Source organism: Streptomyces sp. NPDC020731, assembly GCF_044334705.1.
In the GTDB taxonomy this organism is placed as follows: Bacteria; Actinomycetota; Actinomycetes; order Streptomycetales; family Streptomycetaceae; genus Streptomyces.
This window is the reverse complement of record NZ_JBIRTN010000005.1, coordinates 176401-202686: the sequence shown is the minus strand read 5'-3', so window position 1 is coordinate 202686 and position 26286 is coordinate 176401. Positions and strand designations below refer to the sequence as shown.

At 72.6% G+C, this 26286-nt stretch carries 29 protein-coding genes; 8 read left to right on the top strand and 21 right to left on the bottom strand.

Translation table 11 applies throughout. The features are described 5' to 3' along the window. Window positions 1-138 precede the first annotated feature (138 nt). Together ACH4VX_RS09895 and ACH4VX_RS09890 are read left to right on the top strand one after the other, a co-directional pair. Window positions 139-603 carry a hypothetical protein gene (locus ACH4VX_RS09895; protein ID WP_398366836.1) on the top strand — a complete coding sequence of 155 codons (465 nt, stop codon included), beginning with the start codon at window positions 139-141 and terminating at the stop codon, window positions 601-603. Between the two features lie 147 nt (window positions 604-750). Then, window positions 751-1821, top strand: coding sequence for a hypothetical protein (locus tag ACH4VX_RS09890; protein ID WP_398366835.1), 1071 nt, complete (start codon window positions 751-753; stop codon window positions 1819-1821). Between the two features lie 130 nt (window positions 1822-1951). On the opposite strand, the gene ACH4VX_RS09885 is transcribed toward ACH4VX_RS09890, so the two are convergent. Further along, window positions 1952-2491, bottom strand: a complete 540-nt coding sequence (locus ACH4VX_RS09885) for a GNAT family N-acetyltransferase (RefSeq protein ID WP_398366834.1) — start codon at window positions 2489-2491, stop codon at window positions 1952-1954. Window positions 2492-2736: 245 nt separating this feature from the next. On the opposite strand from ACH4VX_RS09885, the gene ACH4VX_RS09880 reads away from it, so the two are divergent. Continuing rightward, window positions 2737-3207, top strand: a complete 471-nt coding sequence (locus ACH4VX_RS09880; protein WP_398366833.1) for an ATP-binding protein — start codon at window positions 2737-2739, stop codon at window positions 3205-3207. Window positions 3208-3437: 230 nt separating this feature from the next. Beyond that, on the top strand, window positions 3438-3854 hold the full coding sequence (locus tag ACH4VX_RS09875; protein ID WP_398366832.1) for a DUF1761 domain-containing protein: 417 nt from the start codon (window positions 3438-3440) through the stop codon (window positions 3852-3854). On the opposite strand, the gene ACH4VX_RS09870 is transcribed toward ACH4VX_RS09875, so the two are convergent. The 5 genes from ACH4VX_RS09870 to ACH4VX_RS09850 form a co-directional block, all read right to left on the bottom strand. After that, entirely contained in the window at window positions 3851-4921 is a 1071-nt protein-coding gene (locus tag ACH4VX_RS09870; protein ID WP_398366831.1) for a hypothetical protein, read from the bottom strand. The two genes, ACH4VX_RS09875 and ACH4VX_RS09870, sit on opposite strands and share 4 nt — an antisense overlap. Before the next feature lie 173 nt (window positions 4922-5094). Beyond that, complete coding sequence (groL, locus tag ACH4VX_RS09865; protein WP_398366830.1) at window positions 5095-6720, bottom strand: chaperonin GroEL; 1626 nt, start codon at window positions 6718-6720, stop codon at window positions 5095-5097. A gap of 129 nt (window positions 6721-6849) precedes the next feature. Further along, the gene (gene groES, locus ACH4VX_RS09860; RefSeq protein WP_003998759.1) at window positions 6850-7158 is read right to left on the bottom strand and encodes a co-chaperone GroES; all 309 of its coding nucleotides are present in this window, start codon (window positions 7156-7158) and stop codon (window positions 6850-6852) included. Between the two features lie 301 nt (window positions 7159-7459). Then, entirely contained in the window at window positions 7460-8245 is a 786-nt protein-coding gene (locus ACH4VX_RS09855; protein WP_398366829.1) for a polysaccharide deacetylase family protein, read from the bottom strand. Window positions 8246-8427: 182 nt separating this feature from the next. After that, window positions 8428-9306 (bottom strand): polysaccharide deacetylase family protein, encoded by an 879-nt coding sequence (locus tag ACH4VX_RS09850; RefSeq protein ID WP_398366992.1) that lies wholly within the window; start codon window positions 9304-9306, stop codon window positions 8428-8430. Between the two features lie 135 nt (window positions 9307-9441). Here ACH4VX_RS09850 and ACH4VX_RS09845 point away from each other — a divergent pair, with 135 nt between their 5' ends. Next, a complete protein-coding gene (locus ACH4VX_RS09845) occupies window positions 9442-10629 on the top strand; it encodes a methyltransferase domain-containing protein (RefSeq protein WP_398366828.1) in 1188 nt (395 codons plus the stop codon). Here ACH4VX_RS09845 and ACH4VX_RS09840 read toward each other — a convergent pair whose 3' ends face one another. The 8 genes from ACH4VX_RS09840 to tsaB all read right to left on the bottom strand — a co-directional run bounded on the left by ACH4VX_RS09840 (window position 10630) and on the right by tsaB (window position 17552). Beyond that, window positions 10630-11928, bottom strand: coding sequence for an RNA polymerase sigma factor (locus ACH4VX_RS09840; protein WP_398366827.1), 1299 nt, complete (start codon window positions 11926-11928; stop codon window positions 10630-10632). A gap of 65 nt (window positions 11929-11993) precedes the next feature. Next, window positions 11994-12350, bottom strand: a complete 357-nt coding sequence (locus ACH4VX_RS09835) for a YciI family protein (RefSeq protein WP_398366826.1) — start codon at window positions 12348-12350, stop codon at window positions 11994-11996. A gap of 123 nt (window positions 12351-12473) precedes the next feature. Further along, window positions 12474-13577, bottom strand: coding sequence for an LCP family protein (locus ACH4VX_RS09830; RefSeq protein WP_398366825.1), 1104 nt, complete (start codon window positions 13575-13577; stop codon window positions 12474-12476). A 111-nt stretch (window positions 13578-13688) separates the two neighbouring features. Beyond that, the gene (locus ACH4VX_RS09825; protein ID WP_398366824.1) at window positions 13689-14741 is read right to left on the bottom strand and encodes a LacI family DNA-binding transcriptional regulator; all 1053 of its coding nucleotides are present in this window, start codon (window positions 14739-14741) and stop codon (window positions 13689-13691) included. Window positions 14742-14970: 229 nt separating this feature from the next. Beyond that, window positions 14971-15234: a hypothetical protein gene (locus ACH4VX_RS09820; protein ID WP_398366823.1), complete on the bottom strand. Its 264-nt coding sequence runs from the start codon at window positions 15232-15234 to the stop codon at window positions 14971-14973. Then, window positions 15231-16328, bottom strand: a complete 1098-nt coding sequence (gene tsaD / locus ACH4VX_RS09815) for a tRNA (adenosine(37)-N6)-threonylcarbamoyltransferase complex transferase subunit TsaD (RefSeq protein WP_398366822.1) — start codon at window positions 16326-16328, stop codon at window positions 15231-15233. Before tsaD ends, ACH4VX_RS09820 begins: the two co-directional genes overlap by 4 nt. Next, window positions 16321-16902, bottom strand: a complete 582-nt coding sequence (gene rimI / locus ACH4VX_RS09810) for a ribosomal protein S18-alanine N-acetyltransferase (RefSeq protein ID WP_398366821.1) — start codon at window positions 16900-16902, stop codon at window positions 16321-16323. The genes tsaD and rimI overlap by 8 nt, the downstream gene beginning before the upstream one ends. Beyond that, entirely contained in the window at window positions 16899-17552 is a 654-nt protein-coding gene (tsaB, locus tag ACH4VX_RS09805; RefSeq protein WP_398366820.1) for a tRNA (adenosine(37)-N6)-threonylcarbamoyltransferase complex dimerization subunit type 1 TsaB, read from the bottom strand. The genes rimI and tsaB overlap by 4 nt, the downstream gene beginning before the upstream one ends. A gap of 119 nt (window positions 17553-17671) precedes the next feature. Between tsaB and ACH4VX_RS09800 the strand changes: the two genes are divergently transcribed. Next, the gene (locus ACH4VX_RS09800; RefSeq protein WP_398366819.1) at window positions 17672-18220 is read left to right on the top strand and encodes a hypothetical protein; all 549 of its coding nucleotides are present in this window, start codon (window positions 17672-17674) and stop codon (window positions 18218-18220) included. Window positions 18221-18384: 164 nt separating this feature from the next. Continuing rightward, on the top strand, window positions 18385-18564 hold the full coding sequence (locus ACH4VX_RS09795; RefSeq protein WP_398366818.1) for a hypothetical protein: 180 nt from the start codon (window positions 18385-18387) through the stop codon (window positions 18562-18564). A 140-nt stretch (window positions 18565-18704) separates the two neighbouring features. Here the strand turns inward: ACH4VX_RS09795 and tsaE are convergent, their stop codons facing one another. From tsaE to ACH4VX_RS09775, 4 genes are all read right to left on the bottom strand, one after another. Then, window positions 18705-19184, bottom strand: a complete 480-nt coding sequence (gene tsaE / locus ACH4VX_RS09790; protein WP_398366817.1) for a tRNA (adenosine(37)-N6)-threonylcarbamoyltransferase complex ATPase subunit type 1 TsaE — start codon at window positions 19182-19184, stop codon at window positions 18705-18707. A gap of 88 nt (window positions 19185-19272) precedes the next feature. Continuing rightward, window positions 19273-20502 carry an alpha/beta fold hydrolase gene (locus ACH4VX_RS09785; protein ID WP_398366816.1) on the bottom strand — a complete coding sequence of 410 codons (1230 nt, stop codon included), beginning with the start codon at window positions 20500-20502 and terminating at the stop codon, window positions 19273-19275. After that, window positions 20499-21689, bottom strand: coding sequence for an alanine racemase (gene alr / locus ACH4VX_RS09780; RefSeq protein WP_398366815.1), 1191 nt, complete (start codon window positions 21687-21689; stop codon window positions 20499-20501). The genes ACH4VX_RS09785 and alr overlap by 4 nt, the downstream gene beginning before the upstream one ends. Before the next feature lie 160 nt (window positions 21690-21849). Next, window positions 21850-23283: an NAD(P)H-hydrate dehydratase gene (locus tag ACH4VX_RS09775; RefSeq protein ID WP_398366814.1), complete on the bottom strand. Its 1434-nt coding sequence runs from the start codon at window positions 23281-23283 to the stop codon at window positions 21850-21852. A gap of 148 nt (window positions 23284-23431) precedes the next feature. Between ACH4VX_RS09775 and ACH4VX_RS09770 the strand changes: the two genes are divergently transcribed. Then, window positions 23432-24616, top strand: a complete 1185-nt coding sequence (locus ACH4VX_RS09770; protein ID WP_398366813.1) for a hypothetical protein — start codon at window positions 23432-23434, stop codon at window positions 24614-24616. A 75-nt stretch (window positions 24617-24691) separates the two neighbouring features. Here the strand turns inward: ACH4VX_RS09770 and ACH4VX_RS09765 are convergent, their stop codons facing one another. The 3 genes from ACH4VX_RS09765 to ACH4VX_RS09755 form a co-directional block, all read right to left on the bottom strand. Further along, window positions 24692-25528: an RNA polymerase sigma factor SigF gene (locus ACH4VX_RS09765; RefSeq protein ID WP_398366991.1), complete on the bottom strand. Its 837-nt coding sequence runs from the start codon at window positions 25526-25528 to the stop codon at window positions 24692-24694. A gap of 108 nt (window positions 25529-25636) precedes the next feature. Beyond that, complete coding sequence (locus tag ACH4VX_RS09760) at window positions 25637-25771, bottom strand: hypothetical protein (protein WP_398366812.1); 135 nt, start codon at window positions 25769-25771, stop codon at window positions 25637-25639. Window positions 25772-25776: 5 nt separating this feature from the next. Further along, on the bottom strand, window positions 25777-26148 hold the full coding sequence (locus tag ACH4VX_RS09755) for a holo-ACP synthase (RefSeq protein ID WP_398366811.1): 372 nt from the start codon (window positions 26146-26148) through the stop codon (window positions 25777-25779). Between the last annotated feature and the right edge of the window lie 138 nt (window positions 26149-26286).

The following is a 26286-nucleotide window of genomic DNA, read 5'->3' as shown; positions in this document are numbered from 1 at the left end:
GGACAAACACGCACCAACCCTGCCCGGCACTGGACATGTTCCGGCTTTCGGGTGAACCCCTCGCCGAAACCGACCCACCGCACCGGCCGCCTACCATTCCGGCAAGGAACCGGCATCGGAATCCCGAAGGGGTTGCTCGTGGCGCGACTTGTCCGGCAGCAGCGCGCGGACGCGTATGTGGGGTACCACGCATTCGGTGTGCAGGAGTCGGACGACGCGGACCTGTCGGTCCCGTTCCCCGACGACTTCGACCACAGTGCCTTCCTCAGTACGCACCCCGGCCGTCTGGACATCACCAGCGGCGGGCACACCCACACCGCCACGGTCACCGTCGAGGTGTGGGACGGGCCGCCGCAGGAGGACCCGGCGGACTGGGACGAACAGGCCGAGGCCGGCTTCGAGTCGACGAGCGGGCAGGTCGCCGTGTGGTCCATGCACGCGGGCCGGGCGGACGACGTGATCGTGCTGGGGGACTCCGGCGGGGCGTGGCGCGTGCGGGTCGGTTGCGCGGGCCGGGCCGAGGCCGCAGCCCTGTCGGAGGGCGAGGGCACCGGTCACGGAGTGGAGCGTTACCTCATCCGGTTCTGGCCCGCCGGCACGTAAGAAAGCAGTCGTGCGGCGGGAGCCCTCTTCACTCAACGTGTACGCGCACACACGTTCCGTGCGGTACCGTCACGACAAATCAGCCCCCGCGACGGTTGCACCCGTTCGCGAGGGCCTGGACCACCAGTGGAAGGCACCAGCTCCACCGTGATTTACCGGCACAATACCGCGCCCCCGCGCGCCTTCTCCCAGTTCTCCCACGACCTGATCCGGCACCCCCGGCTGTCCTCCGACGCCGTGCGGCTGCTGACCTGGCAGCTCTCCCTCCCCGGCGGGGCGCGCGAGCCCCTGTCGCGCACCGCCGAGCGCGCCCGCATCGGCGCGTGCGCCTTCACGCGGGCCAAGCGGCAGCTCAAGGAGGAGGGGTTCGTCCACGAGCGGCGGCTCCAGGGGCCCGGCGGTCACTGGGTCACCCAACAGCTCGTCTCCAACGTCCCGTTGAGCGCCGCCGAGGCCGCCAAGATCCTCGCCCGGATGCCCGTACACGTGCCCGACGCCTCCGCGTCGCCCCAGCCCGTACCGAGTGCCCGCGTTCCGACCGCCGGTGCTCCGACCCCTCCGCCCACCGACGGTCATCCAAAGAAAAACCCCGGAGGAAACACCTCCCACCCTCCCGCCGAGCCGGACGCCACCGCCCCGGAGGCAGCCGAGATCCCCGAAACCGCCCGCGCCCTCGTCGCCGCCCTCCCCCGCCTCTCCCCGGACCTCCGCCGCATCCCACTCGGCATGCACGACGAGCTGGCCCGCCTCGTCACCCACTGGCTCGCCGCCGGTCACGCCCCCACCGCCATCCGCGCCCACATCCTGCGCGGCCTCCCCTCCGACGGCACCCCCGTCCACCGCCCCGGCGGCCTCCTGCGCTACCTGCTCCGGGACATCCCGCCCGCGCCGGTCCCTGACGCCACCCCGGCCGCCGAACACCCCGCCCCCGCCCGCCCGTCCAACCGCCTCGCCGCTCTCCGGGAATGCGAGGGCGACCACGTACAAGCGACCCTCTTCCGGCCGACCGGCGACGAAACTCTCTGCCGCCGCTGCCTCACCTCACCACCGTCCAGCGCTGAAGAACAGGACCGACCTGAAGGGGCTCGATCCGGTGTCACTGTGCGAGGCGATGCAGCCGGGCCCCTTCTCCCCGGGCAGCGGCACGGAGGTGCGCCCACCGACATGACGGGGCTGACGGAGACAATGAGGCCACCGCAAAAGCAGAGGCCCGCCTGAGTCCTTGGCGGGCATCCGCGCCCACTGTGCCGCGATGTCCAGCGCACTGGGCCGGTCCGGCTGCGGTCCGGCGTGGCCAGTGGCTCGTCTCATGACGTCGAACGGCCGTGGATACGGCGTTCGGTGCTGCTCAGTGCGGCAGTCTCGTTGCGTAGATCCAGTCGAGGCCGTCGTATCCGGTTTCGTCGAGGTGCTCCGCCCGGGTCAACCCAGCGCGCACAGCCACGTGTTGAGAGGCGATGTTGTCCGGCCGGACGCGGGCGGTCAGTGGGATGTCGGGAACGTGGCGGAGCGCCCAGGCGGCGACCGCCGCTGCGGCCTCGCCGGCGAAGCCCTGGCCCCAGGCCGAAGTGGCGAAGCGGTAGAAGAGATTGAGGACCTGCATGCCTTGCAGTTCCATGGGCTTGATCCCGCAAAAGCCCAGTTGCAGGGCGGAGTCGTGGCGTCGTACGACCCAGTACCCGTATCCGCACCTCTGCCACTGGTCGTTCCAGCGGCGATACAGTTCCCCGGCCTCATCGAGCCGGGTGAGAGCGTCGGAGGGGTTGTGCAGACAGGTCTCAGGGTCACGGTGGATGGCCAGGATCGCGTCGATGTCGGCTTCGGTCGGACGCCGCAACGACAGTCGGGGGGTGTGCAGTTGTTCGCCCGCCGGGCTCCGGTCACTCATGTGAGGATCGTAGAGGCGCGTCAGGCGGCCCCTGTGAGGTACCGGGTCGGGCACGGATCGGTGGGTCCGGCGCGGAGTTCGCCTTCGGTTCGGCACGGCCGGCGGCACTGACGCGTGCGGTCCGCGCTGGTCCGTCCGGGGATCACCCCGGCAGGCCCGACACTGTCGCCCACCGCCCCGACAGAGCGCCGCCGTGGGGGCGTCGTACCTGGTGGGCGGGGGTGTGGGCGCGGGATCTTCGGGGCATGACCACTTCCCCCGCCACGGAGCGGCGGTCCGCGCTGCCGCTCCCGCTCGCCGACCAGACGGTGTTCTCGTTCCGCTTCACCCCGTCCCCGCGCGGTGCCCGGCTCGCCCGCCGGCTCGCCTCCTGCCAGATGGACGCCTGGGGGTGGCGGTACGGCACCCCCGTACACGATGCCGTGGAACTGATCGTCGCCGAACTGGGCGTCAACGCCGTCACCCACGGCAGGGTGCCCGGCCGGGACGCCGAGTTGCGGCTCAGCAGGGAGGACGGCGGGCACGTACGCGTCGAGGTCAGCGACGCGCGGGGCGAGCGGCTGCCCGAAGCACGGGACGCCGGAACCGGGGAGGACGGCGGGCGGGGACTCCTCCTCGTAGCCGCCCTGGCGAAGGAGTGGGGGACGGCCGCGCGCCCCGGTGCCCCCGGCAAGACGGTGTGGGCCCTGGTACCCGCCGTGCCGGTCCACGGGTGAGCCGGGGGAAGCACTCGGCCCGTCAGTAGTGGTACCGGGCCTTGATGATCACGACTTCCTTCTCGAAGGAAGTCGTACCAGTCAGGTGGTACAGGGATCCGGTACGAGTCGCATGGCCTCGGTCGGCAGGAACGACTCCCGTGAGGAAGCGGACACACCCTGACCTGTACGTCGCCGAGACTCGTGCCCCCGGCGGTCGCAAGGACCGCCCGTCCGCAAGGAGCCCGCACGTGTTCTCCGTTCTCGCCGACATCAACTGGTCGGCCGTCGCGATCGCGGCCGTCGCCTCGGTCCTGCTCGCCGGCGTGTGGTTCGCGGTCGTGATCGCCAAGCCGTACGCCGCGGCCCTGGGCCGCGAGGGCGCGCCGGCGCCCGTACAGACGGCTGTCACCATGGCGGGGCCGCCGGTGTGTCTCCTCTTCACCGTCCTGACCAGCGCCGTGCTGGTCGAGGCGCTCGACATCACCGGCATGGGTGACGCCGTGGTGTTCGGGCTCCTCGTCGGCTTCGGTTATCTGGGCGCGATGACCTTCCAAATCGCCATCAACCCGAACTTCCCGCGCCCGCTGTACTACGGCGTCCTCAACGCGCCGTTCTTCGTGATCACGAGTGTGCTCAACAGCGTCGTCCTGGTCGCGACGCGCTAGTCGCCTCCGCCTCCGCCTCCGCCTCCCCCGTCGCCGCCGCCGTCACTGCCGTCACTGCCGCCTCCGCCGTCGCCGCCGTCTCCTCCGTCGCTGCCCCAGCCGTCGCCGCCGCCGGGTTCGTTGTCGTCGCGGCCGGTGCCGAGGTTGCTGAACCAGGGGAGGTCCCAGGTGCCGGTGTCCGCCTCTCCTCGGGAGCGGGAGCGGGGGCGGGGGCGGAACCTGGCCAGGCCCGTCGTGTCCCCGAGGCCGAAGGACACGGCGACCGCGTGGGCCATGACGGCGTCCAGGGGGTCGGGGCTCTCGTGGTGCACGGCCGCCAGCGGCAGCAGCACCGTGCCGGGTACGGGACCCGGCCGGCGGGGCGGACGGGTCAGCAGCGCGACCCGGCGGTCGTCGCGCAGCAGCCACGAGCTCTCCGCGTTCTCGCGCCGCAGCGTCCAGTGCCGGTCGGGCAGGCGTATCTCCACACTGCTCCTGGACTTGCGGAACTTCTTCTGAAGGACGAGCCGGGCCGTTGTGTCACCGACGGTCATGACCAGGCCGCTGCCCGGGACGGTGGAGTCGCCGCGGAAGCCGTACGGTGCCCTGAGCCGTACGGCGGGGGCGTGCGGGCCCCACACGTCCACGCGTACCAGGCGCCGGTCCACGGCGACGGCGACCGGCCCGGCGGGACCCGGCGCGTACCGCCGTGCGATCCACAGCGGTACGCCCTCCGCGTGCGCCCGCGCGGCGAGCGCGGCCACCTGGTCCGCCCCGCCGCACCCGCGAACCGCCCATTCGCCCAGGGCACGGGCGAAGTCGGCGGCCAGGCGCACCTTCAGAGGCGTGGTCGTGCCGGTCACGCGGGTGACCGGCACGGCGCCGGGGCCCTGCGCCAGCGAGGCCAGGGGACGTTCCGTACCGCCGCCGCCCAGCCAGTACCCCCGCAGGTACGCCTCGGCCATGGCGCCGAGGTTCAGCTCGGCCGGCGGTGTCGTCCGGCCGCCTCTGCGCAGCCCGTCCTCGGTGAGTTCCACGGTCCGCGCCAACGGGTTCCGGGACCGTTCCCCGTAGAGCACCTGGCTCATCACGTCCCCCTCCTGCTCCGGCGTCCTCCGGCTCGCGCCAATGGACAGGTCGCCACCGGCCGTACCGCCGGTTCCGAGATCGGCTGACATCTCACCGCGGGCACGGCGAAGGCCCGGCAGCCCCGTTTCCGGGGTTGCCGGGCCTTCGCTCGGGCTCTGGCGACCTTACGCCGTCAGTGGGCGTGGCCGTGGCCGTGACCACCGGCGGCCGGCTCTTCCTCTTCCTTCTTCTCGACGACCAGGGTCTCGGTCGTCAGCAGGAGGGAGGCGATGGAGGCGGCGTTCTCCAGGGCGGAGCGGGTCACCTTGACCGGGTCGATGACGCCGGCCTTGACCAGGTCGCCGTACTCGCCGGTGGCGGCGTTGTAGCCGTTGCCCTTCTCGAGCTCGGCGACCTTGGAGACGATGACGTAGCCCTCGAGGCCGGCGTTCTCGGCGATCCAGCGCAGCGGCTCGACGGCGGCCTTGCGGACCACGGAGACACCGGTGGCCTCGTCGCCGGTCTTGCCGAGGTTGCCCTCGAGGACCTTGACGGCGTGGACCAGCGCGGAGCCACCACCGGAGACGATGCCCTCCTCGACCGCGGCGCGGGTCGCGGAGATGGCGTCCTCCAGACGGTGCTTCTTCTCCTTCAGCTCCACCTCGGTGGCGGCGCCGACCTTGATGACGCACACGCCGCCGGCCAGCTTCGCGAGGCGCTCCTGGAGCTTCTCGCGGTCCCAGTCGGAGTCGGTGGACTCGATCTCGGCCTTGATCTGGCCGATGCGACCGGTCACGTCCTCCTTGTTGCCGCCACCGTCGACGACCGTGGTGTCGTCCTTGGTGACGGTGACGCGGCGGGCGGAGCCGAGCACGTCCAGGCCGACCTGGTCGAGCTTGAGGCCGACCTCCTCGGCGATGACCGTGGCGCCGGTGAGGACGGCCATGTCCTGCAGCATCGCCTTGCGGCGGTCACCGAAGCCGGGCGCCTTGACGGCGACCGCGTTGAAGGTGCCGCGGATCTTGTTGACGACCAGGGTCGACAGGGCCTCGCCCTCGACGTCCTCGGCGATGATCAGCAGCGGCTTGGAGGCGTTGGCCTGGATGACCTTCTCCAGGAGCGGCAGCAGCTCCGCGATGGAGCCGATCTTGCCCTGGGTGATCAGGATGTAGGGGTCGTCGAGGACGGCCTCCATGCGCTCCTGGTCCGTCACGAAGTACGGCGACAGGTAACCCTTGTCGAAGGCCATGCCCTCGGTGAAGTCCAGCTCCAGACCGAAGGTGTTGGACTCCTCGACGGTGATGACACCGTCCTTGCCGACCTTGTCCATCGCCTCGGCGATGAGCTCGCCGACCTGCTGGTCCTGCGCGGACAGCGCGGCGACGGCGGCGATGTCGGACTTCTCGTCGATCGGGCGGGCCGAGGCGAGCAGGTCCTCGGAGACCGCGGCGACGGCGGCGTCGATGCCCTTCTTCAGGGCGGCCGGGGAAGCACCCGCGGCGACGTTCTTCAGGCCCTCGCGGACCAGCGCCTGGGCCAGCACGGTGGCGGTGGTGGTGCCGTCACCCGCGATGTCGTTGGTCTTGGTCGCCACCTCCTTCACCAGCTGCGCGCCGAGGTTCTCGAACGGGTCCTCGATCTCGACCTCGCGGGCGATCGTGACACCGTCGTTGGTGATGGTGGGGGCGCCGAACTTCTTGTCGATGACGACGTTGCGGCCCCTGGGGCCGATCGTCACCTTCACCGTGTCGGCAAGCTTGTTGACGCCGCGCTCAAGGGCGCGACGGGCGTCCTCGTCGAACTTCAGGATCTTCGCCATGGGAGCGGTTCAGCCCTCTCGGAAAACGTGGGTGAAGCGAACGAACTGCGCCCCTGACGCCCGGCTTCATAAGGTCGCGGGGGCCCGGGGCGCAGCTCAAAAGCAGGTGCTTCGATGGAAGCGGGTGAACTACTTCTCGATGATCGCGAGGACGTCGCGAGCCGAGAGGACGAGGTACTCCTCGCCGTTGTACTTCACCTCGGTGCCGCCGTACTTGCTGTACAGCACGATGTCGCCGGTCTTGACGTCGAGCGGCAGGCGCTCGCCGTTCTCGAAGCGGCCCGGGCCCACGGCCAGGACGACGCCCTCCTGGGGCTTCTCCTTGGCGGTGTCCGGGATGACCAGGCCAGAGGCGGTGGTCTGTTCGGCGTCGAGCGGCTGGACCACGATGCGGTCCTCGAGCGGCTTGATGGCAACCTTGGAGCTGGTGGTCGTCACGATCCGACCTCCCCCTTCGGAGATCTCACGGGGTTAACTGTCTGAGGTGGCGACCAGGTGGATCCGTCGTCGCGGGTGCCGGACCTGCCCGTCGCGCATGTTGGCACTCTCCAGTGGGGAGTGCCAGACCTGAGACTATGACTGTGGTTAGCACTCGGTCAAGCGGAGTGCCAATTGCCTGCGGCGCGTCGCGGGGGTGGGTGCGTTGTTCATACCGGATTGCGCAGTCGGCGGTGTCGCAGTGACCGTCCACCGGGGGCTGCGCCCCCAGACCCCCTTCGGCCCTGGACGGGCCTCGTCCTCACACTCCCCCGGAGGGGGTGCCCCCAGACGGGCTGATTTGGCCGGCGTAGTCCTCCAGGCGGCCCACCTTCAGCCCTTGTTCCTCCAGCTCGTCCAGCACTCGTGTCGTCCGTTCCGCCAACGACAGCGTCGGAGCCTCGCCCGACGGTACGGAGACGATGTCGCCGGGGGTCAGGTGGTGGGGGCCGTGGGTGTAGGTGAGGTGGCCGTCCGTTTCCAGCGTCGCCCTCCACAGGACGACCGCCTCGATGCCGCAGGCGGCGGCGGCGCGCAGGGTGGTGGTGTCGTACGTGCCGTAGGGCGGGCGGAAGAGGCGGGGGCGGACGCCGAAGCGGGACTTGAGCTTGCGCTGCTGGCCGCAGATCTCGGCGCGCTGTCCGGCGTAGGGCAGACCGCGCAGGGCGGGATGGTCGAGGGTGTGGTTCTGCAGGCTCGCGCCGACCGAGCGCAGGCGGGCGAAGTGGGCGTAACCGGGGCCCGTCACGCTGTCCGTGAGGAACAGGCTGACGGGGAGCCGGCGCTCGCGCACCAGGTCGATGAAGCGGGGGTCGCGTTCGGCGCCGTCGTCGAAGGTGAGGAAGACGACCCCGTCACGGGTCGGGACGTGGTCGACGACGGGCGGGAGCGCGCCGTCCGCCACCGGGCCGCCTCCGGGCGGCCGGCCCGCCCCGTCCCCCGTCCCGCCCGACGGGCCGCAGCCGGCGACCACGGCCAGCAGGGCGACACCCGCGCCCGCCAGGAGGCCGGCCCGCCTCCGGAAGGTGACCGGGCCGGTCCTCGCCACCAAGGCGATCCACGGCCCAGGACCGAACCTCGCCCGAAACCCTCGCCACGCCCGCAGGAAGGCGACCGGGCCGGTCCCCACCGGAACCGCGGCCCTCGCCACGAAGACGATCCACGGCCCAGGACCGAGCCGCACCCGAAACCCGCGCCGTGCCCGCAGGCCGGTTGCCGGTTTCCCGGCCCTCACAGGTAGTCCTCCAGGCGGGCCACCGCGTACCCCTCCGCCGTGACCTCGTCCAGGAAGCGGCGGATCATGTCCGGCATCGTGCCCTTCCAGTCCTCACGGCCCCGGAAGTGGCTGAGCACGATGTCGCCGGGGTGCAGGTCGCGGTCCCACTCGCGGTACTCCCAGCGGTCGACGAAGACCTCCTCGTTCCAGAGGGGGACGTGGGTGATCCCGCAGGCCTTCGCGGCGCGCAGGGTGGCCTTGTCGTAGTTGCCGTAGGGCGGGCGGAAGAGGACGGGGCGCTTGCCGTAGCGCTTCTCGATGACCTTCTGCATGCCGCAGATCTCGCGCTTCTGGCGCGCGTAGGACAGGGCCGGCAGGTAGGGGTGGTGGAGTGTGTGGTTGTGCAGGGCGGCGCCCCGGTTCCGCATCTCCTTGAAGTAGCCGTAGTCCTCCTTGACGAGGTAGTCGCTGAGGAAGGCGCTGTACGGGATCTTCAGCTCGCTCATCATCCGCAGGAACGCCGGGTCCTTCTCGGCGCCGTCGTCGATGGTGAGGAAGAGGATCTTCTCGTCGGTGGGGACGGTGGTGAAGACCGGGGGGAGTTCCAGCCGCCGGTGGCCGTCGACCTCGAAGCCGTCGCGGGTGGTGATCCCGGGCTTCCTCGCCGGGGGCGGCGGGGCGGTCAGGGGCACCCGCTTCAGTCCCCAGCGTTTCGCGGCGGCGACCCTCGCGGCGTGCGCCGCGCGCAGCTTGGTGGCGTAGGCGTCGAGTGCGCGGGCCGGGGGCGCCTTCAGGGGCTGCTGACCGCCCGCCGGTTCGACCGGAGCGCCGCCGCCCGGTCCGCAGCCTGCGGCGATGGAGGCGAGAGCGAGTACCGCGAGGCCGATCCGCACACCACCCATGGGCCACTTTTTATCGTTTTGTCCTACTGCTCGCATGGAGCCGGATCCTCGCAGCCCGCCACCGGCGCCCCGGCCCGACACCGCGGCCGGAGGCACACGGTCCACCGACTGGCCCACAATGACCCGGTGAACGACCTCGCCCCCCTCCTCACCCCCGAAGGCCGCGCCCTCCTCGACGAGGTCCGCGACACCGACCCGGCGCACGAACTCGCCGTCGCGACCCGGCTGCGCCGCGAACACCCCGCCGGCCTGGTGTCGGCGGCGCTGGGCCAGGCGCGGCTGCGGCAGCGGGCGGTGGCCAAGTTCGGGGCGGAGGACGCCCGGCGGATGTTCTTCACGCCGAACGGGGTGGAGCAGTCGACACGGGCGAGCGTGGCGACGTACCGGGCCGAGTGCCTCCGGGCGCTCGGGGTACGGTCCGTCGCCGACCTGTGCTGCGGGATCGGCGGCGACGCGATCGCGTTCGCCCGCGCCGGGATCCGGGTGCTGGCCGTCGACCGGGATCCGCTGACCTGCGAGGCGGCCCGCGCCAACGCCGCCGCGCTCGGCCTCGCCGACCTGGTCGAGGTGCGCGAGGCCGACGTGACGGAGGTGGACACGGCCGGGTACGACGCCGTGTTCGTCGACCCCGCCCGGCGTTCCTCCAGACGTGGCCGGATCTTCGATCCGGAGGCCTACTCCCCTCCCCTGTCCTGGGCCGTGTCCGCCGCGCTCGAGGCGCCGCTCGGCCTGCTGAAGATCGCGCCCGGCATCCCGCACGAGGCGATCCCCGCGGACGCGACGGCCGAGTGGGTCTCGGACGGCGGGGACGTGAAGGAGGCCATGCTGTGGTTCGGCCCGGACGTGACGCCGGGCGCCCGGCGGGCGACGCTGCTGCCCGCCGGAGCCGGCATCCACGTGACTCCCGACACCATGCTCCCGGACCCCGAGGTCCGCCCGGTCGGGAGGTACCTGTACGAACCGGACGGCGCCGTCATCCGCGCCCACCTGGTCGCCGAGGTGGCCGAGGACCTGGACGGTGGACTGATCGACCCGACCATCGCCTACGTCACCTCCGGCGAACCGCACGACACGCCGTACGCCACCGCCTACGAGATCACCGACCGGCTCCCGTTCAACGTCAAGAAGCTGAAGGCGCTGCTGCGCGAGCGCCGGGTCGGCATCCTGACCGTCAAGAAGCGCGGCTCGGCCGTCGAGCCGGAGGAACTCCGCCGCAAGGTCCTGCCCAAGCCGTACGGTCCCGAATCCGTCACGGTCTTCCTGACCCGCGTCGACGGTGCTCCGACGATGCTGCTGGGGCACCCGGTGCGGTGATCACGCGCCGGTCTGCGCCGCGCGGCGCAGCAGCAGTTCCCTCTCGCGTTCGTTGCGGGTCAGCGACGCCGCGCGTGTGAACTCCGCCCGGGCCTCCTCCGTACGGCCCAGGCGGGCCAGCAGGTCGCCGCGGACGCTGGGCAGCAGGTGGTAGTCCCGGAGCGCCGGTACGCCGGTCAGGGCGTCGACCAGGGGCAGCGCGGCGGCGGGGCCCGCGGCCATGGAGACGGCCACCGCGCGGTTGAGTTCGACGACCGGGGAGGGGGCCCGGGCGGCGAGAAGGGCGTACAGGGTGGCGATGCGGGGCCAGTCGGTCTGCTCGTAGCGGTACGCGTGCGCGTGGCAGGCGGCGATGGCCGCCTGGAGGACGTACGGGCCCGGGGCGCCGGCGGCGACGGCGTCGGCTCGGGTGAGGGCGGTGACACCGCGGGCGATGAGCATGCGGTTCCAGCGGGCACGGTTCTGGTCCTGGAGGAGGACCGGTGCGCCGTCCGGGCCGGTGCGGGCGGCGGCGCGCGAGGACTGGAACTCCAGCAGCGCGGTGAGCCCGTGCACTTCGGGCTCCTTCGGCATCAGTTCGGACAGCACGCGGGCCAGCCGCAGCGCGTCCTCGCACAGTGCCGGGCGCAGCCAGTCGTCACCGGCCGTGGCGGCGTACCCCTCGTTGAAGATCAGGTAGATGACGTCCAGGACCGAGCCGAGGCGGGCCTCGCGGTCGGGGCCGTAGGGCACCTCGAAGGCGACGTTCCTCGTCGCCAGGGTGCGTTTCGCGCGGACGATCCGCTGGGCCACCGTCGGTTCCGGTACGAGGAAGGCGCGGGCGATCTCGGCCGTGCTCAGGCCGCCGAGCAGCCGCAGGGTGAGGGCGGTCCTGGCCTCGGCGGACAGCACCGGGTGGCAGGTGGTGAAGACGAGACGGAGCAGGTCGTCGTCGATGTCGTCCGGGTCGGCGGGCTCCTCCGGCGGGGCCGTCACGGCCGACCGGTCCCGGCCGATCTCGGCCAGCTTGCGGGCGTAGGTCTCGCGCCGGCGGATCAGGTCGACGGCGCGGTGGCGGGCGGTGGCCATGAGCCAGGCGCCCGGGTTGTCGGGCACCCCGTCCCGCGGCCACTGCTCCAGCGCGGCGACGAGGGCGTCCTGGGCGAGTTCCTCGGCGATGCCGACGTCCCGGACGACACGGGTCACGCCGGCGATCAGCCGGGGGGACTCCATGCGGAACACGGTCTCGACGGTCCGTGCCGTGTCCGTGTCCATGTCCGTGTCCGTGTCGCGGGGGCCTGTGGTGGGCTGTGGTGTCACGACCCACCATCAGACACCCGTACGGCGGCGGAGCCAAGGAAGGATCTCCGGGCGCGCGGGAGCGGTCAGCCCTCCATGACCTCCCGCACCTCGCAGGTCACCGTCCAGTGCGGCTCGTGCACCTTCAGGAACCGCTTGGTCCACTCGATCGCCTCGGCCCTGTCCTTGGCCTGCAGCATCGCGTAGCCGCCGATGACCTCCTTGGACTCGGTGAACGGCCCGTCGGTCACGGACAGGCGGCCGCCCTCGTAGTGCACCCGGGTGCCCTGGGCGGTCGGCGTCAGCCCGGCGGTGTCCAGCAGGACCCCGGCCTTCGTCATCTCCTCGATCAGTTCGCCCATCCGCTGCATCAGCTCGGGGCTGGGGCCGCCTTCGGGGGCGTTGTTCTCGTCGATCCGGATCATGGAGAGATAGCGCGGCATGGTGACTCCTCGGGTCGTGGGGGCCGGGTCCTTCCCGGCCTCTCACCCATGCGTCGAACGGGAGACACCGGTTTCGACACCGGCGCCGGAGTTTTTTCGCCTCACTTCCGCCTCACTTCCGCCTCACTTCAGAGAGGCCCACAGCTCCCCCGCCTCCGGCTCGTCCGCCACCACGCGGTTGCGGTCCCAGGGGGCCGGGACGACCGGCATGGTGAGGGTCGTGACGCCGTCGGCCGGGAGATCCCGCAGGCTCTGGGCGAGGCGCGTCAGCTCGCCCAGGGAGTCCAGGCCGGTGTCGGTGGTGAGGCTGCCGGTGACGGTGTCGGCGACCCGGTACAGCCGGGCGGGGCCGGCCAGCAGGTCCTCGTCCGCGATCTGCTCCAGCAGTGCCTTCACCAACTGGTGCTGGAGCCCTATGCGGCCGAGGTCGCTGCCGTCGCCGACGTCGTACCGGGTGCGGGCCAGGGCGAGGGCGTCCGTTCCGTCGAGGTGGTGGGTGCCGGCGTCCAGGGTGAGGTGGCTCCGGTCGTCGTCGATGTCCTCCTCGGTGGTGACGGTGACCCCGCCGAGCGCGTCGACCAGGCGGGCGAAGCCGGCGAAGTCGATCTCGACGTAGTGGTCCATGCGGACGTCCGTGAGCGACTCGACGGTCTTCACGGCGCACACCGGCCCGCCCACCTCGTACGCGCTGTTGAACATCACGCCGGAGGCCTCACGGGTCGACTCCCCGTCCTCCAACGGGCAGGAGGGCCGGTCGACGAGGGTGTCGCGGGGGATGCTGACCACCGTCGCGGCCGTCCGGCCCGCGTCGAGGTGGACGACCATGGCGGTGTCGGAGCGGGCGCCGCCGCTGTCGCCGCCGCCGAGCGCCTGGTTCTCCTCGCCGCTGCGCGAGTCGGAGCCGAGCACCAGGATGTTCAGGGACCCGGTCGGCAGCGGCGAGGCCGTGGCGGACGCGTCCGGGGACGGGGTGACCACGGCCTTGGCGGGACGGTCGTCACCCAGGGCACTGTTGATGTCGACGCTGTCGATGTTGCCGTTGAGCTGCCAGTACGCCCAGCCGGCGGCTCCGGCGCCCAGGACCAGCAGGCCCGCCAGCGTCAGCCCCGTGATCTTCAGCGCCTTCGCCCGCCGGCCCGCCCGTGTTCCCGCCCCCGCGCCCCCGCCCCTGTCCCCGGACTCGTCCCCGTCGTCCCCGGTCCCGCCGCTCTTCTCATGTCCCCTCACGAACAGGAACGTAAGTCCGAATTATGGCGAGCAGCGACCCGCGGGCGGTTTTCTTGCGGAATTCTCAGACTTCCGGCATGACGTCCGACGGTCCGAAACTTTCGGACCGGCTCACGCCCCCGCCGGCGCCGCCGTACTGCTCCGCACCACCAGGCTCGTCGCCAGCTCCACCCGGGTCGCCGCCGCCGAGTCCTCGTTCCTGCCCAGATCGAGGACCAGCCTGGCCGCCGCCTCCGCCATCTCCGTCAGCGGCTGCCGTACGGTCGTCAGCGGCGGCCCCACCCAGCGGGCCACCGGCAGATCGTCGAACCCGACCACGCTCAGGTCCTCCGGGATCCGCAGTCCCAGCTCGCGCGCGGCCTCGTACAGCCCGAGGGCCTGGAGGTCGTTGCCGGCGAAGACGGCGGTGGGCCGGTCCTCGCGGCGCAGCAGGGCGAGGCCCTGCCGGTAGCCGGCCTCGTGGTGGAAGTCCCCGGTCATGATCAGCCCCGGGTCGACCGGCAGACCGGCGGTCTCCAGGGCGGCCCGGTAGCCGTCGACGCGGGCGCGGCTGCACATCATCTGCGTGGGTCCGCTGATCGCGCCGATGCGGGTGTGGCCCAGTTCGACCAGGTGCCGGGTCGCGGCGAGCCCGCCCTGCCAGTTGGTCGCGCCGATGGAGGGCACGTCGGTGCCCGGGTCGCCGGCCGGGTCCATCACCACGAACGGGATGGAGCGGCTGGTCAGCAGGGCCCGTCCGGACTCGTCGAGGCCGGACAGCACGAGGATGACGCCGTGCGGGCGGCGCGCGGCGACCTGGTCGGCCCAGGTCCGTCCGGGCGTGAGCCGGCCCGCGCTCTCGGAGAGGACGACGCTCAGTCCCGCGTCCCGGGCCACGTTCTCCACGCCCCGGATGACCTCCATCGCCCAGGCGCTCTCCAACTCGTGGAAGACCAGGTCGATCAACGGCGACCGGGCCGCCTCGGCGCGTCGGCGCCGGTAGCCGTGGGCGCGCAGCAGTCCCTCGACCCGGCTCCGGGTGGCGGGAGCGACATCGGCACGACCGTTGAGGACCTTCGAAACAGTCGGGGCGGAGACGCCGGCCTCGCGGGCGATCTCGGCGAGGGTCGCGGTCCGGGAGCTGCGCCCTTGCGTCCGGGTTTCGGCGGGCTGCGAGGAAGTCATGGCCGCGATCGTAACCCTGTCGGCCCTCTTGACGAAGACCTCCGGGACTCAACGGGTCCCAGAACATTCGGAATTGTAACCGAAACATTCGGCTGCATCGGTACGCGGAAGGGCCGTCGGTGAACGGACACGCGCCCGCCCGTCACGTCCCTGCGCCGGGAGGGCCCGCCCTCGTCGTCGTCGACGAAGTCCGGTACGGGGCCGGGCCACCGAGCACCCAGGCGCCGGGTCAGACGCCCCCGAGCGACTCGAACCGCCACCGGTGCACCGGACGGGTGGTCAGCTCCACGTCCGGTTCGGGAAGTTCCGGAAGGTCCGCGTCGTACGGGGCGTCCCACCAGGTGATGACCAGGACCCTGTCCTGCGGGGCGCGGAAGGTCTCACGGCGCAGGGGGCGTTCGGACAGCTCCCGGACCCGTTCCTCCGTCCAGGCCAGCAGGTCCGCGCCCCGGCCGGGAACCGCACGGGCCTCCCACATCAGCGCGACCGTCACGAGTACAGGTTCCCCTTGGCGGTCTCGTGCACATGGTCGTGCGTGTGCGAGACACCCGGCACGTGCGGCTCCGTCACCGGGAGCGAGGAGTCGGCCGACAGGTCCCAGTCGGAGGCGGGGCGGTTCCGGGCGACCATCTCCGCGCCCAGCGCCGCCACCATCGCGCCGTTGTCCGTGCACAGCTTGGGGCGCGGCACGCGCAGCCGGATGCCGGCCGCCTCGCAGCGCTCCTGGGCCAGGGCCCTCAGCCGGGAGTTGGCGGCCACTCCGCCGCCGATCATCAGGTGGTCGACACCCTCGTCCTTGCAGGCCCTTACGGCCTTGCGGGTGAGGACGTCCACGACCGCCTCCTGGAAGGACGCCGACACGTCGCGCACCGGCACCTCCTCGCCCGCGGCCCGCTTGGCCTCGATCCAGCGGGCCACGGCCGTCTTCAGCCCGGAGAAGGAGAAGTCGTACGCCGGGTCGCGCGGACCGGTCAGCCCGCGCGGGAACGCGATCGCCTTCGGGTCGCCCTCGCGCGCGTACCGGTCGATGACCGGGCCGCCGGGGAAGCCGAGGTCCATCACCCGGGCGATCTTGTCGAAGGCCTCGCCCGCCGCGTCGTCGATGGTCGCGCCGAGGGGACGGACGTCGGAGGTGATGTCCGTGGAGAGCAGGAGCGAGGAATGCCCGCCGGACACCAGCAGCGCCATCGTCGGCTCGGGCAGCGCGCCGTGCTCCAGCTGGTCGACGCAGATGTGCGAGGCGAGGTGGTTGACGCCGTAGAGCGGCTTGCCGAGGGCGTAGGCGTACGCCTTCGCCGCCGAGACGCCGACCAGCAGCGCGCCGGCGAGTCCGGGCCCGGCGGTGACGGCGATGCCGTCGAGGTCGCGGGCGCTGACGCCCGCCTCCCTCAGCGCGCGGCCGATGGTGGGGACCATCGCCTCCAGGTGGGCGCGGCTCGCCACCTCCGGGACGACGCCGCCGAAGCGCGCGTGCTCGTCGACGCTGGAGGCGACGGCGTCCGCCAGCAGGGTGGTCCCGCGCACGACGCCGACACCGGTCTCGTCGCAGGAGGTCTCGATCCCCAGTACCAGGGGTTCGTCAGCCATGGGTCTCGGTTCCTTGTACGCCGTTCCCGTCGACGGGATTCGCCGGGTTCACAGAGGTGGACGGATCGGTCAGTCGCATCACCAGGGCGTCCACGTTCCCCGGCTGGTAGTAGCCGCGCCGGACGCCGATGGTCTCGAAGCCGAAGCGCTCGTAGAGCTTCTGCGCCCGGACGTTGTCCACCCGGCACTCCAGCAGCACCTCGGCGCATTCGAAGGCGGTCGCCGCCCGCAGCAGCTCGGTCAGCAGCCGCGAGCCGAGGCCGGTTCCCCAGTGCTCCCGGGTGACGGCGATGGTCTGCACGTCGGCCGCCGGGACGCTGTCGCCGCCCTGGTCGCCGTCGCCGTCGGACTCCGCACCGGAGGTGGTGAGGCCCGCGTAGCCGACGATCCGGTCACCCTCCTGGGCGACGACGTAGCACCGGGTCGCCCCGGGCCCGCGCGCATGGGCCAGCTCGGACCAGAACATCCCGCGCGACCAGGCGTCCTCGGGGAACAGGTCCCGCTCCAGCTCCAGTACGGAGTCGATGTCCCACCAGCGCATCTCGCGCAGCACGGCAGTCTCGGATCCGGTCACTTGGGGGTGACCACCTTGTAGTTCTTGGGGATCTGGGCATCGGGCCGGCGCAGATACAGCGGCCGGGGCGCGGGCATTTCCTCGCCCGCCGCCAGCCGCTCCGCGGCCAGCCGGGCCAGGGCGGCGGCGGACACGTGCTCGGGCTCGTGCGCCTGGGGGAAGGTGTCCGGGTACAGCAGCGCTCCGGCACCGACCGCGGGCAGTCCGGCGACCTGCCCGGCGATGTCGGCGGGCCGGTCCACGGCGGGCTCGGTGAGACGGGTGCGGGAGTCGGCGTAGCGCGCCCAGTAGACCTCCTTGCGCCGGGCGTCGGTCGCCACGACGAAGGGGCCCTCCAGGTCGGCCGCGCAGGCCAGGCCGTCCAGCGTGCACACACCGTGCACGGGCACGCCCAGCGCGAGCCCGAAGGTGTCCGCGGTCATCAGGCCGACGCGCAGCCCGGTGTACGGGCCGGGGCCGACGCCGACGACGATCCCGGTGACGGCGTCCAGCCGCAGACCTGCCTCGGCGAGCACCCGGTCGATCGCCGGGAGCAGCAGCTCGCCGTGGCGGCGGGCGTCCACCTGGCTCGACGAGGCGATGACGTCGCGGCCGTCGTGCAGCGCGACGGTGACGGCGGGGGTGGCGGTATCCAGAGCGAGCAAGAGCACGCAAACAGCCTACGGCTCCCGCGCCTCGGCCACGGCCGCACGGGCCGGCCGGTCACGTACTGCTACGGTCGCGTCCACGTACGCGGATAACGGGGCAGAGCGGGACAGAGGTGACGACGGTGGCAGGCACCAGCTCGGCGATCGTGGCAGGGCTGACCGCGGCGGCCCTCGCGACGATCGGCTACCTCGGCCACCGTGCGGCGGTGACCGTCCCGGCCGAGCTGCGTCCTCCGGCGCCCGGCACCGCGGCGGCCGTCCACAAGGCCCTCCGGGACAGGAACCACCCCGCCGCCCTGCCCGCACGGTCGGGGACGGGCGAGCGGGTCGTGTACGCGCTGGACGACGACCGGGTGTGGCTGGTCGAGGAGAGCGGCGAGGTGCGGCGCACCTTCGGGGTCAGCCCCAGCACGGTGGACCCGGAGCCGGGCACCTACCGGGTCACCTCCCGGTCCGGCACGGTCACCGGATCGGACGGCGTTCCGGTCGAGCACGTGGTGCGGTTCGCCTCCGTCGAGGGCACGGCGATCGGCTTCAGCGCGGCGGTCGACGGTTCGGCGCCGCAACTCGACCCGGAGGAGCTGACGGGCGGCATCCGCGAGACCCGCGCGGACGGCGCGGCGATGTGGAGGTTCGCGGGGATCGGGCGGAAGGTCGTCGTCGTCCGGTGAGTCCCGGTGTGCGCGTTCCGGCCGGATCACGTGAACGGGGCCCGTCCGTTCCGACAAGACGTCGGCAAGATGTTGCGTTCGGCGTCCCGGGCGTGGTCACATGGTATCCAGTCCGTGGTTAGGTCTACCTAACCACGTCCGCCCCCGTCCTTCAGGAGGCGTCCATGCCGGCCCACCAGAGCGCCCGCCGGACCACGGCGCAGTCGCGGCCACAGCCGGTCTCCGCGATCCCGATGCGCGACCTGTTGGCGGCCTGCGCCGCGGCCGCCGCGGTCTCCACCCCGCCCCGCGCGCCGGAACCCCGGCCCTGCGAACCGGCGAAGGACCACCGCGAGGCCGCGTAACCCGGCCGGACCGCCCGGACGCCCGGACCGCCGGCACGCACGGACGACAGGACGGCCGGTCCGACAGAACGGCCGGTCCGACAGAACGCCAGCACGCTCAGGCCGACAGCACGCTCAGGCCGACAGCACGCTCAGGCCGCTCAGGCCGACAGCACGCTCAGGCCGGTCGCCGCCCAGCGCGCGCCCAGACCGGTCACGGTCACCTGGCGCACCTCGTCGGTGGTGTCGCCGACCGCCCGGTGGATGACGATCTGGAGACGGTCCTCGGCCAGCTCCTCGACCTTGCCCTCGCCCCACTCCACGACGATCACCGACTCCGGCAGCGAGACGTCCAGATCGAGGTCCTCCATCTCGTCGAGACCGCCGGAGAGCCGGTACGCGTCCACGTGGACCAGCGGCGGACCGTCCTCCAGGGACGGGTGCACCCGGGCGATCACGAACGTCGGCGAGGTGACCGCGCCCCGCACGCCGAGCCCCTCGCCGAGCCCCCGGGTCAGCGTCGTCTTGCCCGCGCCCAGCTCGCCCGAGAGCAGGACCAGATCGCCGGCGCGCAGCAGCTTGGCGATACGCCTGCCGAGCTCCCGCATCTGTTCAGGGGAGTTGATGGTGATCTCTTCCATCGCCACTCACTTGCAGTAGTGCACTTGTCACGCCCCACGAGGGGTTGGTCCGGGCTGGACCACAGCCTAAGACTGGAAGCCACCTCCGTCAGGAGGAGGCGGAGTCACAGCCCTTAACGGTAGCCGTGATGGGCACCGCCCCTGTACGGACGAGCAGATCAGCGAGGCGATCGGTGACCGCTGCCGGGTGCTCCAGCATCACCAGGTGCCCGGCGTCCGGCACGAGTACCAACTCGGCGCCCGGCAGGAGGTCAGCGATCGCCTCGCTGTGCTCGCTCGGCGTCACCATGTCCCCCACCCCGGCCAGCACCAGCACCGGCAGGCCGGCGAAGTGGGCGAGGGCCTCGGTCTTGTCGTGGTCGTTGAACGCCGGGTAGTACTCGGCGACCACGTCGATCGGCGTGCCCTCGATCATCCGCTCGGCGAACCGGACGACCGCCGGGTCCACGTCCCGGGACGCGAACGAGTACCGCTTGATGACCCCGGCGAACAGATCCGCGGTGGCCCTGCGCCCCCTCTCCACCAGCTCGGCCCGCTGCCCCAGCGCCTTCAGCACCCCCGGCAGCACCCGCCGCACCGCGTTGACGCCGGCCACCGGAAGCCCGAAGTTGACCTCGCCGAGCCGCCCCGACGACGTACCGACCAGGGCGACGCCCACCACCCGCTCCCTGATCAGCTCCGGGTACTGGTCGGCGAGGGCCATCACCGTCATCCCGCCCATGGAGTGACCGACCAGCACGAGCGGTCCCTCGGGCGCCGCCGCGTCGATCACGGCCTTCAGGTCCCGCCCCAGCTGTTCGATGGTGACCGGCTCGCCCCGCTCGACCTGCGCCGCGCCCCGCGCCGAGCGGCCGTGGCTGCGCTGGTCCCAGTGCACGGTCCGGACGACGCCCCGCAGCGCGGCCCGCTGGAAGTGCCAGGAGTCCTGGCTGAGGCAGTAGCCGTGGCTGAAGACGACGGTGACAGGGGCGGGGGCCCTGCGGCCGAACAGCCGGCGCCTGCGCTCGGGGGTCGGGGCGGGGTCGACGTCGTCGGCCTCGTAGTACAGCTCGGTGCCGTCGTCGGCGTACGCCTTGCCGGGCGTGCCGCGCAGCGCGCCGTACGGTCCCGCGGAGTCGAGGGCGAGCCGGGCCTTCTTGCGCATGCCCCGTCCGACCGTCATCCGCTCTATCGCGACGCCCGCGGCCGCCCCGGTGGCGAGCACTCCTATCGCGACACCCGCGACGCCGGTGGCCCGGCGCCAGCCTCCGCCGACCGCACCGACCGCACCGGCCGCACCGGCCGCTGAGACGGCGGCCTCCGCGATGCCCTCGCTCACGTACCGCTCCCCTCGTTGCCGTCGTTGACGTAGACGCGCGGGACGCGGGTTCCGATCCGGGTGACGATCTCGTACGCGATGGTCCCGGCGGCCTGCGCCCAGTCCTCGGCGGTGGGCTCACCGCGGTCGCCGGGCCCGAAGAGGACGGCCTCGGTGCCCGGCCCCGGCTCGTCCCCGCCCAGGTCGACGACGAACTGGTCCATCGCGACCCGCCCCGCGACCGTGCGCCACTTGCCCTCGACCAGCACCGGCCCGGTGGAGGAGGCGTGGCGCGGGATGCCGTCCGCGTAGCCGAGCGGGACGAGGCCGAGGGTGGTGGCGCCCGGGGTGACGTAGTGGTGGCCGTAGCTGACGCCGTGGCCGCCGGGGACGTGCTTCACCAGAGCCATCGAGGCGGACAGGGTCATCGCCGGGCGCAGTCCGAGGTCGGCGGGGGTGCCGATCCCGGGGCTGGGCGAGACGCCGTACATCGCGATGCCGGGGCGGACGAGGTCGAAGTGGCTCTCGGGGAGGGTGAGGGTGGCGGGCGAGTTGGCGATGTGCCGCACCTCGGGGTCGATGCCCCGGCTCTCGGCGTACGCGACCATCTCGCGGAACCGGGCGAGCTGGGCGGCGATGGAGGGGTGCCCCGGCTCGTCGGCGCAGGCGAAGTGCGACCACAGGCCGGTGACCCGCAGCAGCCCCTCGGCCTCGGCGCGCAGCGCGGAGGCGACCAGCTCCGTCCAGTCGTCGCCGGGCTGGCAGCCGCCCCGCCCGAGCCCGGTGTCGGCCTTGAGCTGCACCCGCGCGGGCCGCCCCGCGAGCCGGGCCGCCCGGGTGACCTCGTCCAACGCCCACCTGCCGCTCAGGGACACGTCGAGGCCGGCCTCGACCGCCTCCCGCCAGGGCCCGCCGGGCGTCCACAGCCAGCACATGATCCGTACGTCGTCCGGCACCCCGGCCCCGGGCGCGCGCAGCGCGAGCGCCTCCTGCGGGGTGGCGGTGCCCAGCCAGGTCGCCCCGGCCTCGACGGCCGCACGCGCGCACGGGATCACGCCGTGCCCGTACCCGTCGGCCTTGACGACGGCCATGAAGGCAGCGCCGGGCGCGCGCTCGCGCAGGGCCCGCACGTTGGCCCGCACGGCGGCAAGGTCGATCTCGGCACGGGCCCGCAGCTCCGCGCCCCCCGGGGCGACTGTCTCGTTCATCCGGCCCAGTCTCTCAGAGCCCTCCGTTGCCCCTTCCCTTCCCGTCGGCCGAATCAGCCCCTCCGGCGTTCGAGGAGCGGGGTCCGGGGCGGAGCCCCGGGTCGGGACGGGAAGGGGCGGCGGGGGCGAAACACCCTCCGGAACCCACCCGCACCGCCCCTCACCCCCGCACCACACTCCGCCACGCCCCCGCGATCCCCTCCGCCACGTCGTGCGCCCCCACCGGCGCACCGTCCGCCGCGAAGCGCCCCGCAAGCCCGTGCAGATACGCCCCCGCACTCGCCGCGTCCACCGCCGACAGCCCCGCCGCCAGCAACGACCCCGCCAGCCCCGAGAGCACGTCACCGCTGCCGGCCGTGGCCAGCCACGACGTACCCGTCGGATTCACCCGCACCACACCCCCGCCCGAGGACGCGATCAGGGTCGTGGACCCCTTCAGCAGCACCGTCGCCCCGTACCGCCCCGCCAGCTCCCGCACCGCGGCCAGCCGGCCGCCCTCGACCTCCCCCCGCTCCACCCCGAGCAGCGCGGCGGCCTCCCCGGCGTGCGGGGTCATCAGCGTCGGCGCACTCCGGCCCCGTACCGCCGACGCCTCCGCCAGCCGCAGCCCGTCCGCGTCGATCAGCACCGGCACGTCCGCCGCGAGCACCTCCGCGACCGTTGCCGCGTCGTCCCCGGCCCCCGGCCCGACCACCCACGCCTGCACCCGCCCCGCGTGCTTCGGTCCCCCGTCCGACACCAGCGTCTCGGGGAAGCGCGCGATCACGGCCTGCCCGGCGGGACCGACGTACCGTACGGCCCCCGCGCCGCCCCGCAGCGCCCCCGCCACCGCGAGCACCGCGGCCCCCGGATAGCGGGCGGACCCTGCGGCGATCCCGACGACGCCCCGCCGGTACTTGTCGCTCTCCGCGGCCGGCACCGGCAGCAGCCGGGCCACGTCCGCGTGCTGCAACGCCTCCAGTTCCGCCCCGGCCGGGAGCGACAGTCCGATGTCGACCAGCCGCACCGCCCCCGCGTACTCCCGCGCCGGATCGATCAGCAGCCCCGGTTTGTGCGTCCCGAAGGTCACCGTGAGATCGGCCCGGACCGCCGTCCCCCGCACCTCCCCGGTGTCGGCGTCGACCCCGCTCGGCAGGTCGACGGCGACCACGGCCGCCCGCGCCCGCCCGGCGGCCTCGGCCAGCGGTACCGCGTCCGGGCGCAGCCCGCCCCTGCCGCCGATGCCGACGATGCCGTCGACGACGAGGCCGGCCCGTGCGATCAGCGCTTCGGCGCCGTCCGTTCCCGTGGTCCGCCCGCCCGCCCGGCGCAACGCCGCGAGCCCCCCGCCGTGGGCGCGCTCCGGCGCGAGCAGCACCGCGCTCACGCCCGCGCCGCGCCGGGCGAGCCGGGCACCGGCGTACAGGGCGTCACCGCCGTTGTCCCCGCTGCCGACCAGCAGGACGACCCTGCTGCCGTACACCCGCCCCAGCACGTCCGCACAGGCCGCGGCGAGCCCGGCGGCGGCGCGCCGCATCAACGCCCCCTCCGGCAGCCGTGCCATCAGTTCCCGTTCCGCCGTCCTGACCGTCTCCACGCTGTACGCAGTACGCATGCGTCCGAGTCTCCCGCAGACGGCCCGTCAACTCCCGTACCGGTGAAGCAGGCCGCTTGACTCCTTGCCATGCCCTTGCCAAACTCTCGGCCCCCCACCGGATGAATCGATTCAGTCGAATCGGTTCGACGACAGAAGCAGAGGACCCATGGGACGCAGAGCCGCACTCCTCGCCGCAGCCGGCGCCACCGCACTCCTCACCGCAGCCGGCGTCATGACGGCCCCGGCCACCGCCGCCACCTCCCCCACGACCACCGCTGCCCCGGCCCCCGCCCGCGCCGCTGCCTGTGGCGACGGCTCCTACCAGGCCGAGGCCGTACTCAGCGGCAGCACCTGGACGGCCAGGCGCGGCAGCAGCACGGTCTACACCGGCGGCGACATGCGCGCGGCCGTGCAGGCGGCGATCAGCAGCCTGTCCTCCGGCCGCACCAGCAAGGAACGGGTCGTGGTCCGCGGCTCGGGCTCCGTCTCCGCCGGCTCCCGCATCTCCCTGCCGAGCTACACGACCCTCGACGTCTGCGGCACCATCAACGTCACCGGCAGCGGCTCCGGCGACCAGGCCCCGGTCTACTCCCGCGGCACCCGCGACATCGAGGTGCAGCACCTCGACGTCACCGGCGCCCCGCTGTACGGCATCTTCCTGCGCAACGTGCAGAACGTCGTCCTCGGCCAGATCGACATGCGCCTCTCCCGCGGCCTCGGCGTCCGCATCGACAACCGCGGCGACACCAGCCAGTGGACCCGCAACGTCCGCATCGACGACGTGTACGTCTCCGGCGCGTCCAGCCACGCCGTGGAGACCTACGGCGTCGACGGCCTCACCATCGGCACGGTGACCGCCCGCAACGTCGGCGAGTCGGGCCTGCTGCTGAACCAGACCGTCAACGCCACCGTCTCCAAGGTGGACGCGGAGAACGCCGGCACCGGCACCGGGTACGCCGCCTTCCGCATGGCCAACCGCAACGGCCGTATCGGCAGCTCCTACTCCACCAACATCCGCGTCGGCGAGGTCGTCGCGCGCGGCGGCGGACGGGGCGTGTTCTGCGTCTCGGAGAGCGGCGGCGCGACCATCGACAGGATCACGCTCTCCAACACCGGCAACAACGCGATCCTCATCGAGAACTGCTACAACGTCAGCCTCGCCACCCAGAGCGGCACCGTCACGGGCGGCGGCGAGATCCGTCTGGCGGCGCGGACGGAGTTCGCGAACAACCGGGACATCACCGTCCAGAACCTCACGGTGACCAACTCGTCGATCCGCGAGAGCCCCTGCGGCGAGAACACGACGTTCCGCAACAACCGGCTGGTGAACAGCAGCCAGTCGATCTGCTAGCGGAGGCACGCACACGCGCGGGGTGCGGCGCCCCATGTCGCCGCACCCCGCGCGCACCGTGCGCCCGTCGTCACCTCAGCTCGTGGCGAGCATCCCCGCCCGCAGCCGCTTCAGCGTGCGGGACAGCAGCCGTGAGACGTGCATCTGGGAGCAGCCGAGCCGCTCGCCGATCTCCGCCTGCGTCAGCTCCTCCACGAACCGCCAGTGCACGATCTTGCGCTCACGCTCGTCGAGCTCGGCGATCATCGGCGCCAGCGCGTGGAAGTCCTCGACCAGTTCCAGCGCGGCGTCCTCGGCCCCGATGAAGTCCGCGAGCACGCTCTCGCCGTCCGGCTCGCTGCCGATGGCGGCGTCGAGCGAGGAGGAGTTGTAGCCGTTGGAGGCGATCCGGGCCTCGTTGACCTCGGCCTCGGTCAGGCTCATCAGCTGCGCGAGTTCGGCGGTCGTGGGCGTACGGCCCAGTCGGCTGCGCAGTTCCTCGGTGGCGCGGGCGAGCTGCACCCGGGCCTCCTGGAGCCGGCGGGGCACGTGCACGGACCACGACGTGTCCCGGAAGAACCGCTTGATCTCGCCGACGATGTAGGGGATCGCGAAGGAGGTGAACTCCACCTCGCGGGTCAGCTCGAACCGGTCGATCGCCTTGATCAGCCCGATCATGCCGACCTGGACGATGTCCTCCATCTCCTCCGGACCGCGGCTGCGGAACCGGCCGGCCGCGAAGCGGACCAGGGACATGTTCATCTCGATGAGGGTGTTGCGCGCGTACTGGTACTCGTGCGTGCCCTCCTCCAGCTCCGTCAGCCGTCGGAAGAACTGCTTGGACAGCTCCCGGGCGTCCTTCGGCGCGACCTGACCGGGATCGACGACCTCCGGCAGTTCGGTCACTGTCTGAGCCCGGTCGGTCCGCGCCATCGTCGACGTCACTGTTCGCCCTCCCTGGTCTGGTCGGCCCCACTTCCGGCACCGGCTCAACCGCATGTACCCCGGTTCACGCGATACACGCACCCTCTTTTCGCACATTCATCGACGGCGGTTGCGCAGCAGCCTCACGAGGGCGAAGACGACGGTGAGCACGGCGGCGACGACGAGGAACGCGTCACCCCAGACCGGCAGGTCGACCCCGACCCCGGGGAAGGCGAGGGGAAGGGCGAGCACCGACCTCACCCCTCCGCGATCACGACCGCCGAGGCCACCCCGGCGTCATGGCTGAGCGACACGTGCCAGGACCGCACGCCCAGCTCGGCGGCGCGGGCGGCCACCGTCCCCTTCACCCGCAGCCGGGGCTGCCCACTGTCCTCGCACCACACCTCGGCGTCGGTCCAGTAGAGCCCCGCGGGCGCCCCGAGCGCCTTGGCGAGCGCCTCCTTGGCCGCGAACCGCGCGGCGAGCGAGGCGACACCGCGCCGCTCACCGCTGGGCAGCAGCAGCTCGCTCTCCAGGAAAAGCCGCTGGGCCAGCGCGGGCGTCCGCTCCAACGACTGCGCGAACCGCTCGATCTCGGCCACGTCGATCCCGACTCCGATGATGCTCATGCGGGCACCTTATTGCGGTGGGGCGGGGGTGGGTGGGGTGAGCGCCTGCCTTCAGGTGACCGTCGGGCCGCCCGTTTCTTCGCCGGTGCCGTGCTTCCGCACCCCGGGGAAACGGACCGGGCAAGCTCACAGACTGCC

Bases quoted from the DNA above. Each gene is read 5' to 3' on its own strand.
- ACH4VX_RS09885 (WP_398366834.1), bottom strand. From the start codon at position 2,491: ATGAGTGACCGGAGCCCGGCGGGCGAACAACTGCACACCCCCCGACTG.
- ACH4VX_RS09880 (WP_398366833.1), top strand. From the start codon at position 2,737: ATGACCACTTCCCCCGCCACGGAGCGGCGGTCCGCGCTGCCGCTCCCG.
- ACH4VX_RS09870 (WP_398366831.1), bottom strand. From the start codon at position 4,921: ATGAGCCAGGTGCTCTACGGGGAACGGTCCCGGAACCCGTTGGCGCGG.
- groL (WP_398366830.1), bottom strand. From the start codon at position 6,720: ATGGCGAAGATCCTGAAGTTCGACGAGGACGCCCGTCGCGCCCTTGAG.
- ACH4VX_RS09835 (WP_398366826.1), bottom strand. From the start codon at position 12,350: ATGCCGCGCTATCTCTCCATGATCCGGATCGACGAGAACAACGCCCCC.
- ACH4VX_RS09825 (WP_398366824.1), bottom strand. From the start codon at position 14,741: ATGACTTCCTCGCAGCCCGCCGAAACCCGGACGCAAGGGCGCAGCTCC.
- tsaD (WP_398366822.1), bottom strand. From the start codon at position 16,328: ATGGCTGACGAACCCCTGGTACTGGGGATCGAGACCTCCTGCGACGAG.
- ACH4VX_RS09795 (WP_398366818.1), top strand. From the start codon at position 18,385: ATGCCGGCCCACCAGAGCGCCCGCCGGACCACGGCGCAGTCGCGGCCA.
- tsaE (WP_398366817.1), bottom strand. From the start codon at position 19,184: ATGGAAGAGATCACCATCAACTCCCCTGAACAGATGCGGGAGCTCGGC.
- alr (WP_398366815.1), bottom strand. From the start codon at position 21,689: ATGAACGAGACAGTCGCCCCGGGGGGCGCGGAGCTGCGGGCCCGTGCC.
- ACH4VX_RS09775 (WP_398366814.1), bottom strand. From the start codon at position 23,283: ATGCGTACTGCGTACAGCGTGGAGACGGTCAGGACGGCGGAACGGGAA.
- ACH4VX_RS09770 (WP_398366813.1), top strand. From the start codon at position 23,432: ATGGGACGCAGAGCCGCACTCCTCGCCGCAGCCGGCGCCACCGCACTC.
- ACH4VX_RS09765 (WP_398366991.1), bottom strand. From the start codon at position 25,528: ATGGCGCGGACCGACCGGGCTCAGACAGTGACCGAACTGCCGGAGGTC.
- ACH4VX_RS09755 (WP_398366811.1), bottom strand. From the start codon at position 26,148: ATGAGCATCATCGGAGTCGGGATCGACGTGGCCGAGATCGAGCGGTTC.